Raw genomic sequence first — 19,221 nt, 5'->3', positions numbered from 1 at the left:
TCACCCGCGCAGCGGCGGAAGGACGTAGGTGGGGGTGGCGTTCTTGCGGGCCTGCGAGGGCCGCATGCGCGCGACGTCCTCCGGCCAGGCCACCGGCACGCCGAGGGTGCCCGTGAGCAGCCGCTGCAGGTCCTCGGTCAGGTCGGGGGAGTCGGCCACGGCGTGCGGTTCGGTGCCCTTCGCCAGGCAGAGCGCGGACAGCGCGCCGACGGCCTCGCCGATGCTCCACTCGACCGGATGGAGGCGGTAGCTGCCGTTGGTGATGTGGGTGGTGCCGATGTTCTTGCCCGCCGGCAGCAGGTTGCGCATCCGGATCGGGACGAGCGCGCCCAGCGGGAGCTGGAACGGGTAGACCTCGAGGTTGACGTAGTTGATCCCGGCCGTGCTGGGGTGCAGGTCGATGTTGTAGTGCCCGACGCCCACCGAGTCGGCGAACCGCTCCGCCCCGGCGCCCTCGGGCCGGTCCACGACGGCGACGTGCTGCTCGACGACCGTGAAGCGGGCCCTGATGCGGCGCGACTCCCGGATGTAGGCCGTCTTGGCCAGGCCGTCCGCCGTCCCGGTGAGGTCGGGGCGCAGCCGCAGGCCGGGATAGCCGTGCCCGCCGTCATGCCGCGGCGCCTCGGTCTGCATCCAGTGCAGGTACGACAGCGACAGCTCCTTGCACCGCTGCAGCGCCTTGTCGCGGTCGGCGCCCGGGCCGAGCAGCGGCGCCTCCCAGTAGTCGATGTTCGGCCAGTTGACCAGCGTGATGTCGGTGTCGATGACGTCGCGGTCGAACTGGCTGCGGGCCCTGATCCGCCGGAAGTGCCACAGGTCGGCCAGGTGCGGCGTGTCCAGGTCGCCCTCGAAGATCCGGTTGACCCGGCCCTTCATGGTGTGAATGTCGATCTTCTCCCACGACAGCTGTGGTCCCGGCCAGAAGGGGTCGACGTGGGTCTTCCAGTGGTCGTACGAGGCGGGCTTGTCGATCACGTGCTCTTCTCCCGGCCGGTACTCCAGCGGGAAACACCAGGCGATCGCCTGCTGGTCGAACGGGTCGGCCACCGGGGCCGCGTACGGCTCGCCGGTCTCGTCCTGGGACTCGGCCCCGATCACGTGCTCGGTGCCCGTCAGCTCCAGCAGATCGCCCAGCTCGGTGGCGTCGGCCACCAGCGGCGCCTCGACGGTGGTGCGCTCACCCGTGCCCGTGTGCCGCAACGTCACGGAGGTGACCCGGTCGCCCTTCGTCCGCGCCTCCACCGGTACGTGCTCCAGCAACACGATGATCCGCCCGGCCGAGATGTGCGGCATGAGCATCTCGTCAATGGCCGCGAGCGCCACCCGGGGCTCGACACACAGCTTGCTCACGTTGCCCAGACCCGGGTTGAGCACCTCCTGCGCCGCCACCTCGGGAAGCAACGGGTAGTTCCGGCGGTAGTAGTCGCGGATGCGGTTGCGCAGCTCGCGGTAGCCGGAGGAGACGTGCCCGGTCTCGATCCACGGATGCTCGTCCGACGGCACCGCCTGCGCGGTCAGCTGCCCGCCGAGCCAGTCGGTCTCCTCGGTCAGCACCACCCGGTGGCCCAGGCGCGCCGCCGTCAGCGCCGCCGCCACTCCACCCACGCCGCCACCCACGACAAGCAAGTCAACCTTGAGTTCAGTCATTGCTAATTTATTAGCTTTCTGTGTCCCGGTCGCTGGATTTCGCTCATGTTAAACCTGGGCTAAATACCGATGTCAATAGCTGATAGACATGCAAATATCAGCGCTGGACAACCAGCATTTGCTAATGCACAATCGGGGCATGTCGCGATCAAGGGGGAGAGGGCCGAGCCAGGCGGACATCGCACGCGAGGCGGGAGTGTCGCAGTCGACGGTGTCCATGGTGCTCACCGGCGCGGGGGACCTCGGCCGGATCTCGGCCGAGACGCAGCGCAAGGTGCTCAGAGCGGCCAGACAGCTCAAATACGTCCCGGCCGGCCAGCTCCGCACGGCCTCGGGCACGCGCGAGGCGCCGCTGCTGCTCGGCGTGTACACCTTCGAGCCGATCTTCCCGACCAGCGCGGGCGACTACTACTTCGAGTTCCTGCAGGGCATCGAGGAGGAGGCCGGGATCGAGGGCTGCAACCTCGTGCTGTTCACCGCGGCGCCCAGCGAAGACGGGGTACGCCGCATCTACCGCGGCTCGGCCAACGGGTTGCGCCAGGCCAACGGCAGCCTGCTGCTCGGCCACCACGCCCACCGCGAGGACCTGGGCAGGCTGGCCAGGGACGGGCACCCGTTCGTGTACATCGGCCACCGCGAGGTCCCCGGCGCCGAGATCAGCTACGTCGGCGGCGACTACCGCGCGGCCACCGGGCGCATCGTGGACGACCTGGTCGAGCTGGGTCATCGGACCTTCGCCTACCTGGGCGAGGTCAAGCGCGACGAGCCGCAGACCGATAGGTGGGAGGGCTTCAGCGCGGCCCTGGCCAGATTCGGGCTGCCGGTGCCGGAACCGGTCTTCGCCCGGCCGGAGGACCTGACCGCCCAATGGCTGGACGAGACCGTACGCCAGGGCACCACGGCCGTCCTCGTCGAGGCGGTCAGCCTGCTGCGCGTGCTCAACGCCATGGTCAAGCTGCGCGGCCTGGCCATCCCCGCCGACCTGTCCGTGGTGCTCCTGGTCGACGACCCCGGAGGCGAGGCGGGCCCGGGGCCGGTGGCGACCCTGCGGATCCCGCGCAACACGATGGGGCGGCGCGCGGTGCGCCTGCTGACCTCCCTCATCACCGACCCGGCCGGCGACTACGAACGCCAGATCCTGCTGCCCTGCACCCACACCCTGGACGGGACGGTGGCACCGCCCTCGCAAACGCTTTAGACCTCCGACGAATATCCCGATTGACGGCCCGTGGACCTCGTACTCGCCGATGTTCACCGTCCAGGAGCGGGGTGCGGCGACACGACCGGCGACGAGCCACGATGAACAGTCCGACCGGCCGAGCGCGTCCTAAGCCGATGGGGGCAGGCACCTCACCAGGTCCAGCCGGCCGGTCAAGGAGAGGGCACCCGCGGCATGGGGCACCAGCACGGTCGTGCCGCGGTGCATCGGGATCGGGGCCTGGCCGGAGCCGGCTAGGGAGCCCTCGCCGCCGGTCACGACCAGCACGCCGTATCCCGGTTCGACGACCTCGTGCCCGTCCACCCGGACCAGCTCGGCACGGAAGAACGGGTCCGCCTCGTGCACGAGCACGCTGCCGGGCGCGGCCATCGCCCGCCGCCTGACCAGCCCGTCCGCCCCGGTGGCTGTGCGGTCGACGCAGCTCAGCGCGAGGTCGAAGCCGAGGCCGAGGTGGCCCTCGGCCGGTCCGTCCACGGCGAAGCCGGTCCACTCCATGAGCACGGAGAGGTCCTCCGGCTCCTGCAGTTCGATGAGGAAGACGCCGGCCCCGATCGCGTGCGGCACCCCGGCCGGTACGAAGATCGTGTCGCCGGGGCCCACCTCGACCTCGTTCATGGCGGCCAGCATGGAGTCGACGTCCTGGTCCCGTACCCACTGGTCCAGAGTCGTACGGTCGAGGTCGCTCTCGAAGCCCAGGTGGATCGTGCCGCCCTCCAGGATCAGCCACGCCTCTGCCTTGCCGTGCGCCCGACCCAGGTGGCGCCGGGCGAAGGCGGTGCCGGGATGGCTGTGCACGGGCAGGCGCTGCCCGGCGTCGAGCAGCTTCACCAGCAGCAGCGGATCGTCACCGAAGCGACCGACGTGCTCCGGGCCGAGCCAGGCGACGGGATCGCGGGCGACGGCGTCCCGGAGCCATTCCCGGCCGGGCAGCCTGGTCAGGCCGAGGGTTTCCGCGCCGAAGACGGTCGTCACCGAGCCGATCCAATCCTCCGGGGTACGCGGGTCGGCGGCCTCCCGGCCGCGAAACCGGGCGATCTTCTCACCTCCCAGGTAGAAGCGCTCGGGTGGCTGGTTGGGACCGAGGACCAAAGGGTGCATGCCCTCCATCCAACCGCAGATTCGGGCTGGTCAAGCGGGCTTGTCCGGCGGTTTGCCGGGCAGGGCCGCGAGGGCGAGCAGGATGTTCAGGCTGGAGATCGCCGTCGCCATGGCGGCCGCCTGGGCCGGTAGCCGGCGGTGCACGCCCGCCGACGCCGCCGTCAGCGCGTCGCTGGTGTGGATCAGCACCCCCGTGCGCAGCGCCTGTTCGAGGTCGTCGCCCTCCAGGCGCAGCAGGTCGAGGCCGATGAGCACGGTACGGATCCCGAACAGCCGCAACGCGTAGATCGCCGCCGGGTTCAGATCGGGATCCGTGCCCAGCCTGCGCAGCATGACCCGCGGTGCCAGCAGTGCGGCGGCGCCGTTGAACAGGCGGATGGCGGCCAGGGTGTAACGCGCGTAATCACGGCGATTCTTGGTCATGAGGTACTCCGGCGCCACGGTTCGAAGGCGTTGGTGACGGCGTGCATCGACGAGCGCAGGTGCGGGTGGTGCCGCAACAGGACCGTGGCCATCGTGTTGTCGTTGATCCAGTCGAGCCCGGCCCGGGTGTAGACCTGCGGCGTGTACGCGGTGGTGAAGAACCGGTCGCTGTTGAGCCGCCGCGAGGCCATCAGGATGAAGATCCGGAACGCGGTGTCGCTGAAGGCGAAGCCCGCGGGCCGCGGCTCGGCGTACATGCCGACCATGAGGTCCACGCTCTCGATGTCGCCGCGGTACAGGCGCCGCAACTCCGCGGCGTCCGCCCGGTCCTCGGTGAGGTCGTCGAAGTCGCCGGCCGGCCGCAACCCGAGCAGCCGCCGGAACTCGTTGTAGCGGGGCACGCCGAGCTCGCGGGTACGCAGGATGTCGACCGCCGCCAGGTCCATCCTGCGGCCGTCCGGGCGCTCGAACTCCTGCAGGAAACGCGGGAAGTTACGCAACGTGACCAGCCCGGGATGGGCGGTGCCGAACGAGTACAGCAGGTCGGTCATGGCCAGCTTCTCGGTGATCTGGATCGCGGCCGGCCCGGCGATGTCGCGGAACGTGAGCTCCTCGATCAGCCGGTCGTCGGCCGCCGCGCGGACGGCGTAGTGGTCGGGCACCAGCGGGTGCATGCGGTAGACCGCGACGAACTCCTCGGTGATGGCGAACGGCACGCCGTGGTGCCGGGTCGGCGAGCCGGGGATGCCACTGATGATCTCGCTGTCGCTGATCCGGCCGAACAACCGGTACAGGCGCTCGCCGGTGAGCCCCCACCAGTTGGCTCGCATGGCGTACCGGGTGGTGGGATGGCTGATGACGGCGGGCGTCCACTCGACCGTGTGGATCTTGGCGATGAGCGCGGCGTTGATCAGGCGGGCCCGGCCGAACAGGTCGTCGTCGTCCCAGGACGGGTACTCGGCGCGCAGCCGGTCGCAGATGGCGTTGTGCTCGCGGGCGAACAACGTCTGCATCATGGCCAGCCCGAGCCAGAAGCCGGGCATCCGGGCCGGGCTGCCCTCGCCGGTCGGGTACGGGATGAGCCCGTCCGGCGTGAGCCGCAGCTTGCCGTCGTGCCCGGAGCGGGCGAGCCGCTGCTCCTCCGCGTTCGTGCCGTACACCTGTGAGGCGTCCCACCAGTGGGACTGCGTGTTGGCCCAGGTCGCGGGACGTCCCAGGGCGCCGGGCGGGCGGGTCGGGTCCGGCCGGGTGCGCAGGACCGTCATGGGCGGCTCCGGCCAGGGGTCGTCGTCGGCCAGCGGGATCGTCCACGCCCCGTCCCGCGGGCCCTCGCCGTGGCTGAACCAGTCCCGGATCATGAACTGCAGCCAGGCCGCGACCAGCGCGTTCACCGACGTGGCCGGCTGGAACTCGCGCCGGGTCAGCACCGCACGGCTGATCTCCCTCGGGCTGGGTTCGAGCAGTTCGGGCAGGGTCTCCGGGTGGGTGTGATCGAGGGGCACGTTCCTGCCGAACCGGGCGCCCGCCATGCCCATGGCCGGACGCGCGAGGTCGTTGTACGTGCCGTCCGGCGTACGGGCCGTGGCGTGCCAGGCCTGCGGCGGGCCGACCGGGGGCGGATCGATGGCAGGCCGGCCGCTGGTGTCGTGGAGGTTGCGGTCGCGCAACCGGTCGCGCAGCCCGATCAGCACGGCCAGCCCGAGCGGCAGGGGCAGGCGATGCCAGCCGACCGCCCGGTCGATCCGCTCGGCGACCCGGTCGAACAGCAGCCGGAGGGACGAGCCGGGCCGGCGTGGTGCGGACATAGGAAACCTCCCGAGTCGGAGCAGGCACGGAGAACGTCCACGCTAGGTCGGCCCCGCCGCCGGGCGCCTCAGGGGCACCCCCAGGGATGTCCCTAGGCCGGGCCGGCGAACCGCAGTGCGAACTCGAACACCCGCCTGCCGCGGACGAACACCACGCCGAGGTAGACGCCGGGCGCGACGAGCCTGATCTCGTCCCGGATCCAGCGCGCCACCAGCGAGGTACGCGAGTAGTCCAGAACCAGGCACTCGCCCCCGTCCACGAGGCTCGGACCGCGGTAGACGCAGGCCCGGATCGCACGAACGCCCACCGGGGTCAGCTTGTTGACCAGCTCGTCACGGCTCCGGTCGAACACCTTCCCGTCCCAGACCAACGCCTTGACCAGCACCATGACGGCACGCCCCAGCGGAGTCCCGGGGGCGATGAGCACCCTGCCGTCGGCGTCGCCGACCGGGATCGGGCCCGCGGAGGCGGCCCTGAACAGCCGGTCGAGCTCACTCCTCGACGCGACCAGCACGCTGCTCTTCATGACGGGTACGTTAGGCAGCCGCGCCCGCCTTCGGCCCCAGGGAACGACTCAGGGAGTTCCCTAGGCCTACTGGAGGCGGGCGGCGCGGCTGAGCCGCGGGATGCTCTCGATGAGCCGACGGGTGTACGGGTGCACGGGCGAGCCGAGCACGTCCGCGGTGGGACCCTGCTCCACCACGCGCCCGCGTTCGATGACCGCCGTCTCCGCGCACAGGGCGGCCACCACGCTCAGGTCGTGCGAGACCACCACGACCGTCAGCCCGTGGCTCTCGCCGAGCTCGGCCAGCAGGTCCACCACGCGTACCCTGGTCGACACGTCGAGCGCGCTGACGGGCTCGTCGGCGAGCAGCACGCGCGGCCGGCACACGATGGCCCTGGCGATCGCGATGCGCTGCCGCTGCCCGCCCGAGAACTCGTGCGGGTAGCGGCGAGCCGCGTCGGCGGGCAGCCCAACCGAGCTCAGCGCCTCGGCCACCCGCTCGGCGGCCTCGTTGCGCCTGGCCGCGCGGGATCCGGGGGCGAGCAGGCCCTGCGCGCGCAGCGGCTCGGAGACGATCCTGCCGACCCGCTGGCGCGGATCGAGCGAGGAGTACGGGTCCTGGAACACCGGCTGGACCGCCCGCCTGAACGCCGGATCGCGCGGCGACAACTCGGCGCCGTCGAAGAGCACCTGCCCCGTCGCCGGCCTGGCCAGGCCGAGCAGCAGCCGCAACAGCGTGGTCTTGCCCGCGCCCGACTCGCCGACCAGCGCCAGGCTGCGCCCGGCCGTCACGGACACCGAGACGCCCTCCAGCACCGGATCCCCGCCCCGGTACGCGAAGCCCACCTCCCGAGATTCCAGGATGGTCATGGGGCCAGCCGATCCAGCTCGCCCTCCAGCGCCCATGCGCTGTCCACGAGCGAGCGCGTGTAGGCGTGGCGCGGCTCGCGCACGATGTCACGCGTCCTTCCCGACTCCACCATCGAGCCGTCCTTGAGCACCACGACCCGATCGGCCACCTCCGCGACGACGGCCAGGTCGTGGCTGATGAACAACAGCGCCATCCCCCGCCCCGCCACCAGCCCGTCCAGCAGCGCCAGCACCTCGGCCTGCACCGTCACGTCCAGCGCCGTGGTCGGCTCGTCGGCGATCAGCAGCGCGGGCTCGCAGGCCAGCGCCATGGCGACGGCCACCCGCTGCCGCTGCCCGCCGGAGATCTCGTGCGGGTACGCCCGGGCGAGACGTTCCGGCAGGCGTACCTCCGACAGTGCGGCCAGGACGGCGGCCCGCAGCGGGGCGCCGCGCAGCCCGCGACGGCGGCGGATCGGCGCGGCGATCTGCTTGCCGACGCGCATCAGCGGATCCAGCGCCGTCAGGGGCTCCTGGAAGACCACGCTGGCGGCCCGGCCGCGTACTCGGTCCAGCTTCCGGTCCGGGGCGCCGACCACCTGCGTCCCGCCCAGCGTCACGCTGCCGTGCGCGGTCATGCCCGCGGGCAGCAGGCCCATGACGGCCAGCGCGGTCAGCGACTTGCCGGAGCCCGACTCGCCGATGAGGCCGAGCCGCTCGCCGGGGCCGAGCGTGAAGGACAGGCCGCGGACCAGGTCGTGGCCGTCCGAACGGCGTACCGACAGGTCGGCGACGTCCAGGGGCGTCATCGGCTCCTCCTGCGTGTCGGGTCGGCCAGGTCGCGGAAGCCGTCGGCCACCAGGTTCACGCCCACCACGAGGACGACGAGCAGCACGCCCGGCGCGATGGCGCCGGTCGGCGCCGTCAGCACGGTGGCCTGCGCCTCCTGCAGCAGCCGTCCCCACGAGGCGTTCGGCGGCGGCGGGCCGAGCCCGAGGTACGACAGCGCCGCCTCCGCCAGCACGGCCAGCCCGAGCTGGAGGGCCAGGTTGACCAGGAGCGTCGGCCAGATGTTCGGCAACACGTGCTCGGTCACCACGCGCGGCCACGAGGCGCCCGAGGTCCGCGAGGCCGTGATGTAGTCCTGCGCGAGCACCCGTTTGACCAGCACCCGGGTCAGCCGCGCCACGACGCCGGACATGGCCAGCCCGATCGCCAGGATCGCGGACCCGAGCGACGCCTCGCGGGCCGCCACCACCAGCATGGCCAGCAGCAGCGTCGGGAACGCGATGAGGATGTCGAGCGCGGCCGACAGCGCGTCGTCCAGCCAGCGGGTCGCGAACCCGGCGACCAGCCCGCCCGCCACCCCGAGCACGCCGCCGAGCAGCACGGAGCCGATCCCGACCGTCAGCGCGATGCGGGCGCCCACCATCAGCTGCGTGAGCAGGTCCTGGCCCAGCTTGTCGGTGCCCAGCAGGTGCGCGCCGCCCGGCGGCACGAGCCGCCCGCCGGAGGTGTCCGCCGGATCGTACGGCAACCAGACCAGCGACCCGGCGGCCACCACGAAGACCACCGCCACCAGCACACACCCGATCACGAACGTCGGCCGCCCTCTCACGGACGCCCTCCACCGACGTGCGCCCGCAACCGCGGATCGACCAGCCGCTGCACGAGGTCGGCCGCGAAGCCGATCACCAGCACCGCGAACGTGCTGACCACCAGCACCCCTTGAATGACCGGATAGTCGTGCTCGGCGATGCCCTCGACCAGCATCGTCCCGAGCCCCGGCAACGTGAACACACTCTCCACGACCACCGCGCCGAGGAACGTCGTGGCCAGCTCGATGCCGAGGATCGAGATCACCGGCACCGCCGCGTTGCGCAGCCCGTGCCGCCACATCGCGCCGCCGAACGACGAGCCGAGCGCCCGCGCCGTACGGAGGTAGTCGCTGCCCAGCACGTCCAGCGTGGCCGAGCGCACGTACCGGATGAGGGAGGCCGACATGACCAGCGCGATCGTGACGACCGGCAACACCAGCGACGTCAGCGCCCTGAGGGGCTCCGCCCAGTCCTCACGAGGGAACCCGCCCGCGGGCAACACCCGCAACCGCAGCGCGAACACGGTCACCAGCAACATCCCGATCCAGAACACCGGCACCGCGATGCCCAGCTGCGAGACCCCGTTCAGCAGCGGCCCGTACCAGCGGTCCGACCGCCAGGCGGCCAGGAACCCGACCGGCAGCGCGACCACCACCGCGAGCGCGAACGACAAAAGCGTCAGCGGCACGGTCACGGCCAGCCGCTCGGCGATCTCCGGACCGACGGGCAACCTGCTGACGAATGACGTGCCGAGATCCAGACTGGCCAGCCCGGCCAGCCAGGAGCCGAACTGCTCCGGCAGCGGCAGGTCCGAGCCGATCTGGCGGCGCGCCGCCGCGAACTGCTCGGGCGTGGCGCCGACCGACAGCAGCGCGTTCGCCGGGTCGCCGGGCAGCAGCCGCAACAACACGAACAGCAGCGCCGCCGCCAGCAGCAGCGAACCGAGCAGGAACGCGGTACGGCGCAGCAGGTAGCGCGCCATCAGCCCTTCTTGATCCCGTATGCGTAGAACTGCGAGTTCAGGCCGTTGATCGGGTAGCCGGAGAGCTTCGAGGAGGCCACGACGATCTGCGGGTAGAGGTAGAGCCAGTCGCTGGCCGCGTCCTCGGCGATCTGGCGGTTGACCTGCTTCAGCAGCTCGGTCTGCTCCTCGGCGGTCTTGGCCTGCTCGGCCTGCTTGACCCAGCCGGTGACCTGCTTGTTGTCGTAGCCCCAGTAGAAGTCCGGGTCGCCGTACCAGACCACGTCGCGATCGTTGACGTGCTCCTGCAGCGTCGCGGCGAAGTCGCGGTTCTTGTACACCTTCGTGTACCACTCGTCGGCGGTGATGACGTTCACGTCGACCGTGATGCCGACCTTGGCCAGCTCGCTCTTGATGAACGTGGCGGCCGTCGGATGCGGGTCGTAGTTGGGCGTGTCGAGGGTGAAACGGAAGCCCTTGGCGTACCCGGCCTCGGCGAGCTGCTTCTTGGCCAGCTCGACATCATAGGGGTTGACCTTGGTCAGGTCCTCGTACCAGGGGTCGGTGGGCGGCACCATCGAGCCGATCAGGCTGCCGTGACCGGCCCAGACCGACTCCAGCAGCTTGGCGTCGTCGATGGCCGACGAGACGGCCTTGCGCACCAGCGGCTTGTCGAACGGCGCCTTCCTGTCGTTGAAGGCGAGCAGCAGCTTGGTCGTGGAATGGCCGTCGCTGATCTTGTAGTCCGGGTTGCCGGTGAACTGGGTCAGCGCGTCGGGGCTCTGCTGGCTGGTGACGATGTCCACCGCGCCGGTCAGCAGCGCGTTGTTGAGCGCGGTGGCGTCGGTGAAGTAGTGGTAGACGACGCCGTTGTTCGCGGGCGGCGTGCCCCAGTAGCCGGGGAAGCGCTCCAGGCTGAGCGTGGAGCCACGCTTCCAGGTCCCCAGCTTGTACGGCCCTGTGCCGTCCTCGCTGGTGGCCGGGTCCTTCGCGGCGGTGTTGACGATCCACACGTAGCTCAGGTTGTACACCAGCGAGATCGACCGGCCCGACAACTTCACCACGACCGTGGCGTCGTCGGGGGTCTCGACCGACTTGATCACCTCGAGGCTGCTCTTGCGCGCCGACTGGGAGTCGTCCGCGGTGACCTTCGCGATGCTGTTCTTCACGTCGGCGGAGGTCAGCGCCTTGCCCGAGTGGAACTTCACGCCCTTGCGCAGCCTGAAAGTGTAGGTGAGGCCGTCGCCGGAGACCTCCTGGCTCTCGGCCAGCAGGGGCTCCACCTTGCCGTCGTCGGTCAGCTTGAACAGGCCCTCGTACACGTTGCCGTTGAACGCCTCGGTGATGCCCTGGCCGCCGCCGGCGGTGTTGTCGAGGTTCTGCGGCTCGTACAGGGAGCCGATCTCGATCGTGGCCCCGGCGTCCGGTGTCGCGGACGAGCCGCCGGCGGGGGCGTCCCCCGGACCGGAGCCGCACGCGGCGAGGGCGAGGGCGAGCGCGGCCACGACGCCGGCGAACTTGCTGGTCAACGTAACTCCAGGGGCAATGAGTAGGTTTAGTGGACTATACCCCCGTCTTTGCCGGTTCCTGGGAGAGGGGTGCCGGCCGCCGTACGGCCAGCGGCGAGATCGCCACACCCACCACCGCCACGACCGCGGCGAGCCAGAACAGGGCGGTGAAGGCGGAGTCCGGCACCGACGCGCCCCGGCTGCTGGAGGCGATCACCGCGGCGGCGAGCTGACTGCCGACGACGCTGCCGACCGTGCGGAAGATGTTGTTGAGCCCGTTGGCGGTGCCGGTTCGCTCCAGCGGCACGATGTCGGCGATCAGTTTGGGCAGCGCCCCCATGACCAGCCCGGACCCCGCCCCGACGACCGCGTAGAACACCGCGTGCTGCCAAAAGGCGCCATGGGCGAGGGCGAGCAGCGCCGAGCCCGCGACGAACAGCAGGAACCCGCCCGCCAGCGGCCAGCGCGAGCTGAGCGCCGAGATCCGCCCGACGGACATACCGGCTGGGATGATGGCCAGCATGCCGGGCAACATCAGCAGCCCGGCCACGGTGATGGTGGCGCCGAAGCCGGCGCCGTCCGTGCCCGGCTCCTGCTGGGCGAACAGCGGCAGCGCCAGGTAGAAGAAGTACGACCCCGCCCCGAACAGCAGGGCGGCCGCGTGCGTGGCCAGCATCGGCCGGTCGGCCAGCTCGGCGACGTCGATGAGCGGGTCGCGCCTGACCCGTTCCACCGCGATGAGCACCACCGCCAGCAGCACGCCCAGCGCGAACAGGCCGAGCACCCCCGCCGACGTCCACCCCCACGAGGGACCCTGCGTGAGAGCCAGCAACACCGCGACCAGGCTCAGGCCGAGCAGCGCCGCGCCGGGCAGGTCCAGCCGTCCCGAGGTGGTGCGCGGGCTCGCGGGCACCCAGCGCGCCACCATCAGCAGGCTGATCAGTGCGAGGACCGCGCCGAGCACGAACAGGTAACGCCAGGACAGGTGGTCGGCCAGCAACCCGCCGACCACCAGACCGGCTCCGGCGCCCGCGCCGACGATGCCGGAGACCAGGCCCATCGCGAACGGCAGCCGCTCGCGGGGCAACGACTCGCGCAGGATCGCCATCGACAGCGGCACCACCGCCAGTGCCGCGCCCTGGACGACGCGGGCGGTGATGAGCTGGCCGACGTTCTGGGCCAGCGCCGCCCCCGCCATGCCGACGGCGTTGGTCGCCAGGACGCCGATCATCACCTTGCGCCTGCCGTACAGGTCGCCCATGCGTCCCAGGAGCGGGGTCAGCACGGCGCTGGAGAGCAGGAACGCGCTGAGAATCCAGGCCGACCACGTGGGCGTCGTGCCCAGCTCCCGGGTCAGCAGCCCGAGGGCGGGCACCACCACCGTCTGCATCAGTGAATAGCCCAAGACGGCGGTGACGAGGGCCGCCAGGATCCCGGAATCGCGCGAGGACACGGTCATGAAGCCACCCTTCCAGATTGGTTGGTGCCACGGACTGTTCGCGACACGAACCAAACTAGTTGGTGGTACGAACCATCGTCAACGTGCGGGGATTGACGTGCGCGTCTTCCAAGGCGCCTGGTAGGCCCACTGCCAGGCCAGTTCGAGCGGCCCGCGCTGGAACCGGCGCAACCACTCCGAGGCGAGCGACGCCGCAGGGTACGTGCCGCACTCGACGCGGCGAGCCCGGACCGCACGCAGGATTTCCGGGCCTGAGCCGAGGCCACCCCGCGGGTCAGTCGTCCTCCAGCCACGACGTGGCCCGGCGACGCCTGCCCACGCGCACGGCGTGGCGCACAAAACGAACCTATCGAGTGAGATCTCGAACACCCAGCGTTTCCGTGGCATGATCGCCGAAACGGGTGACCCGGGACCGGTCCCGGACAGGCCGGTGCACACTGACCGGGCACCCCAGCGTCCGATAAGGAGGATCATGCCCCCCACGATCACCACCGCGCTGATGATCGCCGCGTCCGTCGCCGGCGGCCTGGCACCGGCGAGCCAGGCGCCCACGACCATGACGGCCGCCGTCGCCGGTCCCAACCTGCGCGCCTGCTACGACGGCAAGTGCAAGCTCACCTTGACCAAGCGGGCGACGTTCCGGGTCAGCTCCCGGTTCGGCCTCACCCGGCTGACCATCACGTTCAACAGCCAGAGCGTGCGGGTGCGGGGCACGGGGCCGGGCGTGATGTCGGAGGCGTTGCTCGGCGAGGGCACGTCGGGATCGGTCAACAACATCGGCATCCGCGTGGTCTCGGTGTCGTCGAGCAAGGCGGTGTTGCGGCTTTCCCCCGTACGTCGCTAGTTGTTGTTCGCGTCGCGCAGGAGCAGCACCGCGATGTCGTCCGTACGCTGCTCGACCGCGGCTGGCTCGATGAGCGAGTCGGCGAGCTCGCGCAGGGACTGGCCGCGGGACGGGGTGAAGCGTCCCGCCAGGTTCGCGATGGCCTCGCCCAGGTCGAGGCCGGGTTTCTCGATCAGGCCGTCGGTGTAGAGGGTCAGGACGCAGCCGGGCGGCAGGGACAGGTCCGTGGTGGCGTACTCGGCGTCGGGGTCGATGCCGAGCAGCAGGCCGGGGGACGTGTCGACCACCTGGGTCGGCGAGCCGGGGTGGCTGAGCAGCGGCGGCGGGTGGCCCGCGCTGGCCAGGCACGCGGTGTGCGTGCGCAGGTCGATGCTGAGATACAGGCAACTGGTGAACCGGTCCGGTGCCAGCTCGACGAGCAGCCGGTTGGTGTGCGCGAGCACCTCGCCCGGGCTGGCCCCCGCGGTGGCGTGGGAGCGGATGGCGGTGCGCACCTGCCCCATGAGGGCCGCCGCGGTCATGTCGTGGCCCTGCACGTCGCCGATGACCGCCGCGGCCATGGTGTCGTCCAGGCGGATGAGGTCGTAGAAGTCGCCGCCGATGTCCATCCCGGGCGTGGCGGGCACGTAGCGGGCGGCCAGGTCCAGGCCGGGGATCCGGGGCAGCGTACGCGGCAGCAGGCTCGACTGCAGGCACTGGGCGAGCTGATGCTGGGCGTCGTACAGCCGGGCACGGTCGAACGCCTGGCCGATCAGCCCGGCCAGGGCGGTCAGCGTGGCGCGCTCGTCGGTGCCGAAACGATGCGGACGGTCGTAGGCGAGGATGCACGTGCCGATGGGGTGACCCGAGGTGACCAGCGGCAGGAACGCCCACGCGGACAGGCAGTCGGAGCGGATCGCCTCCGGGTAGGCCTGCCGCAGCTCGTCCCAGGTGGAGAAGAACTCCGGTTCGCGGGAATCGAAGAGCTGCCGCGCGGGGGCCACCGGGATCATCGGGCGGTCGTCGAACTCGTCGATGGCCTGCCGGCTGTAGCCGCGCGAGGCGTGCACGCGCATCCGGCCGCCCGTCGTGGTGAGGATGGCCAGCGCCTGGACGTCGTAGACGGGCATGACGTGGTCGGCGACGAGGTCGGCCACCTCCTGCGCGGTCACAGCCCGTGCGAGGTTGGTCGCCAGGTGCAGCATCTCGTGCAGCGCGATCACCCGTGGTGGCCGCTCGCCGCCGGCGACGGCGTCCGGCGCGAGATGGCCGGGGCCGCGGGCCGCCGCCTGCGGGCTGATGCGCACGGTGACGCCCGACAGGCCGGGGTAGAGCAGGAAGGACAACGGCTGTCCCTCGGGGTTGCGCGCGGAGAAGCCGGTGACCTGGCGGCCGACGACCGCCGCCCGGTAGCGGTCCTCGTACGCCGGGTCGCCCAGCCACGGCAGCGCGTCCCACAGGCGCTCGCCCACCAGTTCGGCCGGGCCGCTGAGGAGCAGGTCGGCGGCCGGTGCGGTGAGCAGGCTCACGCATCCTTCCACGTCGAGGACGCAGAATCCCTCCGGCAGGCGGTTGAGGCAGTCCAGCGCGACCAGGTCCGCGTGCGGGTCCTGCCTGCGTACCGGACGCAGGTCCAGGACGCGGGGCAGCGGAGCCGGGGAGATCGGCCGGCCCACCTCGGCCGCCTGCTGGAGCGTCTTGCCCACCCGGGCGCAGACGTCCTCGATGACGTCGAGCTGGCGCGGGCTGAGACCGGACACGCGTCCGGCGGGCCACAGCAGCAGGAACGCGCCCCAGACGGTGTCACCGGTGCGGATCGGCGCGATCGCCGCCGCGAAGTGGTACGGCAGGGTCAGTGCCACCGCGGGGAACGCGCGGGCCAGGTGTTCCCGGCCGGTGAGCCAGATCAGCCGCCGCTCGCGCACCGCCACGGCGATCGGCATGGGGTCGTTCGTCCTGATCCGGGCCCATGCCCTGGCGATCGGGGCCGGGAGTCCCAGCTCCGTGTCCATCAGCAGGACCTGCCTGTCGTCGGACAGCAGGTAGGCGGCGCCGATGTGCGCTCCCGTGCTGCTGACGACTTCGATCAGCAGCGTGTCCAGGCGAGGCGAACCATTCGCCTCGCTTGGTGCCAAGGTGAAGTCCTCTCGCACTGCCTCAACACGCCTCGCTCACGAATCGTGTACACGATAGCCGCTTAAATCCCCATATATACGAACAATACACGCGTGATCGTAACGGATCGTTGATGATTGCGTCAGCGCACAGCCGGTTAGAGGCTCGCTTCGCGGTTTCTTGAAGCGGCCGTGACCCGTGATCGACTGAGGGCCCTGCCGGGGACTACCGGCCTCCTGCCACCTCGGAGAGGCCGGTGGCGCGGCCGAGCATCTGGTGCATGTGATCCCGGAAGCGCTGCAGCGCCTCCGGATCGCCGGTGCCGAGGTGCTGTCCCGTCGTGTCCATGCCCCCGCTCAGCGCGAACCCGTGGATGCACCAGATCATCGTGTACGTGGTGAACTTCGCATCGGCGCCCGCCGGCTCCGCCACGGTGGCGACGCTGTCGATGGCCTTGTAGATCAGCCGCTGGCTCTCGATCGCGTCCAACCCGATGTCGCGGGCGTCGGACAACCATCGGTGCATCCACAAGGACGGGATCTCTGGATATTCCAGGCACAGGTCGAGGTACCCGTCGATGAACCGGTTCAGTGCGGCCGCCTTCCCCTCAGGCGGGGCGGCCCGCAGCTCGCCGGCTCGCGGCAGGAGGACGTCGGTCCGGATCCGGTGGGCCTCCTCCATGACCGCCAGGTAGAGCTCGCGTTTGGTAGGGAAGTACGTGCTGACGGTCGCCATGTCCACCCCTGCGGCCTCTCCGACCTGCACGCAGGAGGTGCTGTCGTAGCCGAGCGCGGCGAACAGCCTGGTCGCCGCCCGCAGGATCGGCTCCCGCTCGTCGTCTTCTGGAGAGTCCATGCTCGCGACCATAGATCGGGCGTGTTGGCCGACCAATTACTTGATCGACAAGTACGGGTAAAAGTAAGCCCTGACCACGACCACCGGGCCACCCGCACCGCGGTCAGGCGTTCAGGTAGCGCAGCACGGCCAGGACGCGCCGGTGGTCGTCCGGGCGCGCGGGCAGCGCGAGCTTGGCGAAGATGCTGGTGCAGTGCTTCTCCACGGTCCGTTCGGCGATGACCAGCCGCTCGGCGATGGCCTGGTTGGTACGGCCCTCCGCCATCAGGGCGAGCACGGCCCGCTCCCGCTCCGTCAACGCGTGCAGCGGGTCGTCCGCGCTCGCGCGCCGCTCCACGAGCTGGTCCACCACGATCGGGTCGAACGCCGACCCGCCGCGCCCCACCTGCCGCACCGCCGCCGCGAACTCGGCCAGATCCGACACCCGGTCCTTGAGCAGGTATCCGACCCCCTGGGCGCCGCCGTCGAGCAACTCCACGGTGTAGCTGACCCGTACGTACTGCGACAGCACCAGCACCCCCGTCCCCGGATGCGCGCGGCGGATCTCCCTGGCCGCCCGCAGGCCCTCGTCCGTACGGGTCGGCGGCAGCCGGATGTCCACGACGGCCACGTCGGGCCGGTGCCGCGCCACCTCGGCGAGCAGCCCCCGCGCGTCCTCCACCTTCGCCACGACCTCGAACCCGGCCTCGGTGAGCAGCCGCGCCACGCCCTCGCGCAGCAACGTGTTGTCCTCGGCGATGACTACCCGCACGGCAGCGTCGCCTCGATCCTGGTGCCCTGACCCGGCGGGCTGTGCACGCGCAGGCTGCCGCCGTTCGTCTCGACCCGGCCGGCCAGCCCGCGCAGGCCCGAGCCGTGCTCGGGGTCCGCGCCGCCGCGGCCGTTGTCCTGGATCTCCACCGACAGCCGGCCCAGCGTCCTGCCGATCCGGACCGCCGCCCGGTCGGCGGCGGAGTGCTTGGCGAGGTTGGACAGGGCTTCGGCGACCACGTAGTAGGCGGTGGTCTCGACTTCGGCGGGCAGGTCGCCCGCCCCGTCGGAGGAGACCGTCACCGGGACGGGAGCCACTGCGGCCAGCTCGCAGACGGCGCCCACCAGCCCGCGCTCGGTCAGGATCGGCGGGTGGATGCCCTGGGCGAGCGCGCGTACCTCGCCGAGCGTCGTCAGAGCCGTGTCCCTGGCCTCGGCGATCAGCGGGCGCACCCGTTCGGCGCCCGACTCTTCTGGGCCCGAGTCCAGCGCCGCCTCGGCCAGGCTGAGCGTCAGCGGGATCGACAACAGCCGCTGCTGCACGCCGTCGTGCAGATCGCGCTCCAGGCGGCGGCGCTCGGCCTCGGCAGCGCGCACGATCTCCGTGCGCGACTCGGCGAGCTGGCGCAGCCGCGCCCGCAGCTCGGCGGTCAGGCGCTCGTTCTCCAGCGCGAGCGAGGCGGCGGCGCACGCCGCCTCGATCAGCTCCGGCTCCTCCAGCAGGGCCGGGTCATGGGTCAGTACGGCGAGCGGGCCGTCCCTGTCGACCTCGGTGACCACCTGCCGCGGCCCGGCCTGCACGGGCCTGCCCTCCACATCGAGGTACGCCCCCGACTCCGACACCCAGTACCCCACCCGCAGCGCCGGGTCGTGCAGCGTCTCGGCCAGGGCCGTCTGGAGCGTGGCCGGGTGCGGCTCCCTGATCAACCGCACCACCAGCCCGGCGACCCCGCCCCGGTCGATCCGGCGCCGCAGCAGGCCGCCCAGGAACGCCAGCGGGATCGCGCCGAACGCGAGCTGGACCGACAGCGCCAGCGCCGGAGCGGACCCACCGGCGATCATGACGGGCTTGTAGACCACGAACAACGCCGTCGCCACGACGGCCGCGGCGAGCACCGGCATGAGCTGGCGCCGCCGCGTCACGCTGCTCGTGCGCAGGCGCACCACCTGCAGCGCGATCACGGCCAGGCCGATGAGCACCAGCGCGAACGAGCCCGCCAGGCCGATCGTCTCGCCCGCCGGCCCGGCGAGCTGCCGCAGGCCCAGCACGGCGACGCACAGGTAGGCCAGGCCCACCACCAGCCGGGACGCGCGGCTCCCGAGCCTGCCGGTCGGGAAGGCCATGATGAGGTGCGCGAGCAGCGCGGGCCACGCGCCGACCGTCAGCGCGACCACCTCGCGCGGCAGCGGCAGCGGGAACTGGTGCAGCGTCCACAACACGCCCTCCGCCATGAGCAGCGGGCCGAGCGGGTTGCGCGGCCGTAACCGCCACGCCACCAGGCCCGCCCCGAGGAAGGCGGCTCCGGCCGTGATCGTCACCAGCACGGCGAGTGGGCTCAGCGGAGGGCCTTTCTCTCTGGTCCGGCTGACTCAAGGATATGAGCC

General features: G+C 71.3%; 17 protein-coding genes. 2 read left to right on the top strand and 15 right to left on the bottom strand.

Annotation, left to right across the window (positions count from 1 at the left end):
* Nucleotides 1-1,647, bottom strand: a complete 1,647-nt coding sequence (locus ACFLIM_RS31790) for an FAD-dependent oxidoreductase (RefSeq protein ID WP_393171764.1) — start codon at nucleotides 1,645-1,647, stop codon at nucleotides 1-3.
* A gap of 139 nt (nucleotides 1,648-1,786) precedes the next feature.
* On the opposite strand from ACFLIM_RS31790, the gene ACFLIM_RS31785 reads away from it, so the two are divergent.
* A complete protein-coding gene (locus ACFLIM_RS31785; protein ID WP_393171762.1) occupies nucleotides 1,787-2,845 on the top strand; it encodes a LacI family DNA-binding transcriptional regulator in 1,059 nt (352 codons plus the stop codon).
* 129 nt (nucleotides 2,846-2,974) lie between these two features.
* Here the strand turns inward: ACFLIM_RS31785 and ACFLIM_RS31780 are convergent, their stop codons facing one another.
* The 10 genes from ACFLIM_RS31780 to ACFLIM_RS31735 all read right to left on the bottom strand — a co-directional run bounded on the left by ACFLIM_RS31780 (nucleotide 2,975) and on the right by ACFLIM_RS31735 (nucleotide 13,073).
* Nucleotides 2,975-3,964, bottom strand: coding sequence for a class I mannose-6-phosphate isomerase (locus ACFLIM_RS31780; RefSeq protein WP_393171760.1), 990 nt, complete (start codon nucleotides 3,962-3,964; stop codon nucleotides 2,975-2,977).
* A gap of 30 nt (nucleotides 3,965-3,994) precedes the next feature.
* Nucleotides 3,995-4,387, bottom strand: coding sequence for a hypothetical protein (locus ACFLIM_RS31775; protein ID WP_393171758.1), 393 nt, complete (start codon nucleotides 4,385-4,387; stop codon nucleotides 3,995-3,997).
* On the bottom strand, nucleotides 4,384-6,192 hold the full coding sequence (locus ACFLIM_RS31770; RefSeq protein WP_393171756.1) for a peroxidase family protein: 1,809 nt from the start codon (nucleotides 6,190-6,192) through the stop codon (nucleotides 4,384-4,386). The genes ACFLIM_RS31775 and ACFLIM_RS31770 overlap by 4 nt, the downstream gene beginning before the upstream one ends.
* A gap of 92 nt (nucleotides 6,193-6,284) precedes the next feature.
* Nucleotides 6,285-6,719 (bottom strand): hypothetical protein, encoded by a 435-nt coding sequence (locus tag ACFLIM_RS31765; protein ID WP_393171754.1) that lies wholly within the window; start codon nucleotides 6,717-6,719, stop codon nucleotides 6,285-6,287.
* A 66-nt stretch (nucleotides 6,720-6,785) separates the two neighbouring features.
* On the bottom strand, nucleotides 6,786-7,568 hold the full coding sequence (locus tag ACFLIM_RS31760; RefSeq protein ID WP_393171752.1) for an ABC transporter ATP-binding protein: 783 nt from the start codon (nucleotides 7,566-7,568) through the stop codon (nucleotides 6,786-6,788).
* The gene (locus ACFLIM_RS31755) at nucleotides 7,565-8,356 is read right to left on the bottom strand and encodes an ATP-binding cassette domain-containing protein (RefSeq protein ID WP_393171750.1); all 792 of its coding nucleotides are present in this window, start codon (nucleotides 8,354-8,356) and stop codon (nucleotides 7,565-7,567) included. Before ACFLIM_RS31755 ends, ACFLIM_RS31760 begins: the two co-directional genes overlap by 4 nt.
* Nucleotides 8,353-9,165, bottom strand: coding sequence for an ABC transporter permease (locus tag ACFLIM_RS31750; protein WP_393171748.1), 813 nt, complete (start codon nucleotides 9,163-9,165; stop codon nucleotides 8,353-8,355). Before ACFLIM_RS31750 ends, ACFLIM_RS31755 begins: the two co-directional genes overlap by 4 nt.
* A complete protein-coding gene (locus ACFLIM_RS31745; protein WP_393171746.1) occupies nucleotides 9,162-10,127 on the bottom strand; it encodes an ABC transporter permease in 966 nt (321 codons plus the stop codon). The genes ACFLIM_RS31750 and ACFLIM_RS31745 overlap by 4 nt, the downstream gene beginning before the upstream one ends.
* Nucleotides 10,127-11,635 (bottom strand): ABC transporter substrate-binding protein, encoded by a 1,509-nt coding sequence (locus tag ACFLIM_RS31740; RefSeq protein ID WP_393171744.1) that lies wholly within the window; start codon nucleotides 11,633-11,635, stop codon nucleotides 10,127-10,129. Before ACFLIM_RS31740 ends, ACFLIM_RS31745 begins: the two co-directional genes overlap by 1 nt.
* A gap of 34 nt (nucleotides 11,636-11,669) precedes the next feature.
* On the bottom strand, nucleotides 11,670-13,073 hold the full coding sequence (locus ACFLIM_RS31735) for an MFS transporter (protein ID WP_393171742.1): 1,404 nt from the start codon (nucleotides 13,071-13,073) through the stop codon (nucleotides 11,670-11,672).
* 472 nt (nucleotides 13,074-13,545) lie between these two features.
* On the opposite strand from ACFLIM_RS31735, the gene ACFLIM_RS31730 reads away from it, so the two are divergent.
* Nucleotides 13,546-13,917: a hypothetical protein gene (locus ACFLIM_RS31730; RefSeq protein WP_393171740.1), complete on the top strand. Its 372-nt coding sequence runs from the start codon at nucleotides 13,546-13,548 to the stop codon at nucleotides 13,915-13,917.
* Here ACFLIM_RS31730 and ACFLIM_RS31725 read toward each other — a convergent pair.
* The 4 genes from ACFLIM_RS31725 to ACFLIM_RS31710 all read right to left on the bottom strand — a co-directional run bounded on the left by ACFLIM_RS31725 (nucleotide 13,914) and on the right by ACFLIM_RS31710 (nucleotide 19,161).
* Entirely contained in the window at nucleotides 13,914-16,031 is a 2,118-nt protein-coding gene (locus tag ACFLIM_RS31725; RefSeq protein WP_393171738.1) for a SpoIIE family protein phosphatase, read from the bottom strand. The genes ACFLIM_RS31730 and ACFLIM_RS31725 overlap by 4 nt on opposite strands.
* 205 nt (nucleotides 16,032-16,236) lie before the next feature.
* Nucleotides 16,237-16,866: a TetR/AcrR family transcriptional regulator gene (locus tag ACFLIM_RS31720; RefSeq protein WP_393171736.1), complete on the bottom strand. Its 630-nt coding sequence runs from the start codon at nucleotides 16,864-16,866 to the stop codon at nucleotides 16,237-16,239.
* 103 nt (nucleotides 16,867-16,969) lie between these two features.
* The gene (locus tag ACFLIM_RS31715) at nucleotides 16,970-17,617 is read right to left on the bottom strand and encodes a response regulator transcription factor (protein ID WP_393171734.1); all 648 of its coding nucleotides are present in this window, start codon (nucleotides 17,615-17,617) and stop codon (nucleotides 16,970-16,972) included.
* Nucleotides 17,608-19,161, bottom strand: coding sequence for a sensor histidine kinase (locus ACFLIM_RS31710; RefSeq protein ID WP_393171732.1), 1,554 nt, complete (start codon nucleotides 19,159-19,161; stop codon nucleotides 17,608-17,610). The genes ACFLIM_RS31715 and ACFLIM_RS31710 overlap by 10 nt, the downstream gene beginning before the upstream one ends.
* Nucleotides 19,162-19,221: the final 60 nt, after the last annotated feature.

Source organism: Nonomuraea marmarensis (genome assembly GCF_043197025.1).
Taxonomy (GTDB): domain Bacteria; phylum Actinomycetota; class Actinomycetes; order Streptosporangiales; family Streptosporangiaceae; genus Nonomuraea; species Nonomuraea marmarensis.
Note: the sequence above shows the minus strand (reverse complement) of the source record. Positions and strands in the feature narration are given on the sequence as shown.

Excerpts from the sequence above, each read along its gene's own strand:
- ACFLIM_RS31790 (WP_393171764.1), bottom strand. The coding sequence starts at position 1,647 with ATGACTGAACTCAAGGTTGACTTGCTTGTCGTGGGTGGCGGCGTGGGT.
- ACFLIM_RS31785 (WP_393171762.1), top strand. The coding sequence starts at position 1,787 with ATGTCGCGATCAAGGGGGAGAGGGCCGAGCCAGGCGGACATCGCACGC.
- ACFLIM_RS31780 (WP_393171760.1), bottom strand. The coding sequence starts at position 3,964 with ATGCACCCTTTGGTCCTCGGTCCCAACCAGCCACCCGAGCGCTTCTAC.
- ACFLIM_RS31775 (WP_393171758.1), bottom strand. The coding sequence starts at position 4,387 with ATGACCAAGAATCGCCGTGATTACGCGCGTTACACCCTGGCCGCCATC.
- ACFLIM_RS31770 (WP_393171756.1), bottom strand. The coding sequence starts at position 6,192 with ATGTCCGCACCACGCCGGCCCGGCTCGTCCCTCCGGCTGCTGTTCGAC.
- ACFLIM_RS31765 (WP_393171754.1), bottom strand. The coding sequence starts at position 6,719 with ATGAAGAGCAGCGTGCTGGTCGCGTCGAGGAGTGAGCTCGACCGGCTG.
- ACFLIM_RS31760 (WP_393171752.1), bottom strand. The coding sequence starts at position 7,568 with ATGACCATCCTGGAATCTCGGGAGGTGGGCTTCGCGTACCGGGGCGGG.
- ACFLIM_RS31755 (WP_393171750.1), bottom strand. The coding sequence starts at position 8,356 with ATGACGCCCCTGGACGTCGCCGACCTGTCGGTACGCCGTTCGGACGGC.
- ACFLIM_RS31745 (WP_393171746.1), bottom strand. The coding sequence starts at position 10,127 with ATGGCGCGCTACCTGCTGCGCCGTACCGCGTTCCTGCTCGGTTCGCTG.
- ACFLIM_RS31735 (WP_393171742.1), bottom strand. The coding sequence starts at position 13,073 with ATGACCGTGTCCTCGCGCGATTCCGGGATCCTGGCGGCCCTCGTCACC.
- ACFLIM_RS31730 (WP_393171740.1), top strand. The coding sequence starts at position 13,546 with ATGCCCCCCACGATCACCACCGCGCTGATGATCGCCGCGTCCGTCGCC.
- ACFLIM_RS31720 (WP_393171736.1), bottom strand. The coding sequence starts at position 16,866 with ATGGACTCTCCAGAAGACGACGAGCGGGAGCCGATCCTGCGGGCGGCG.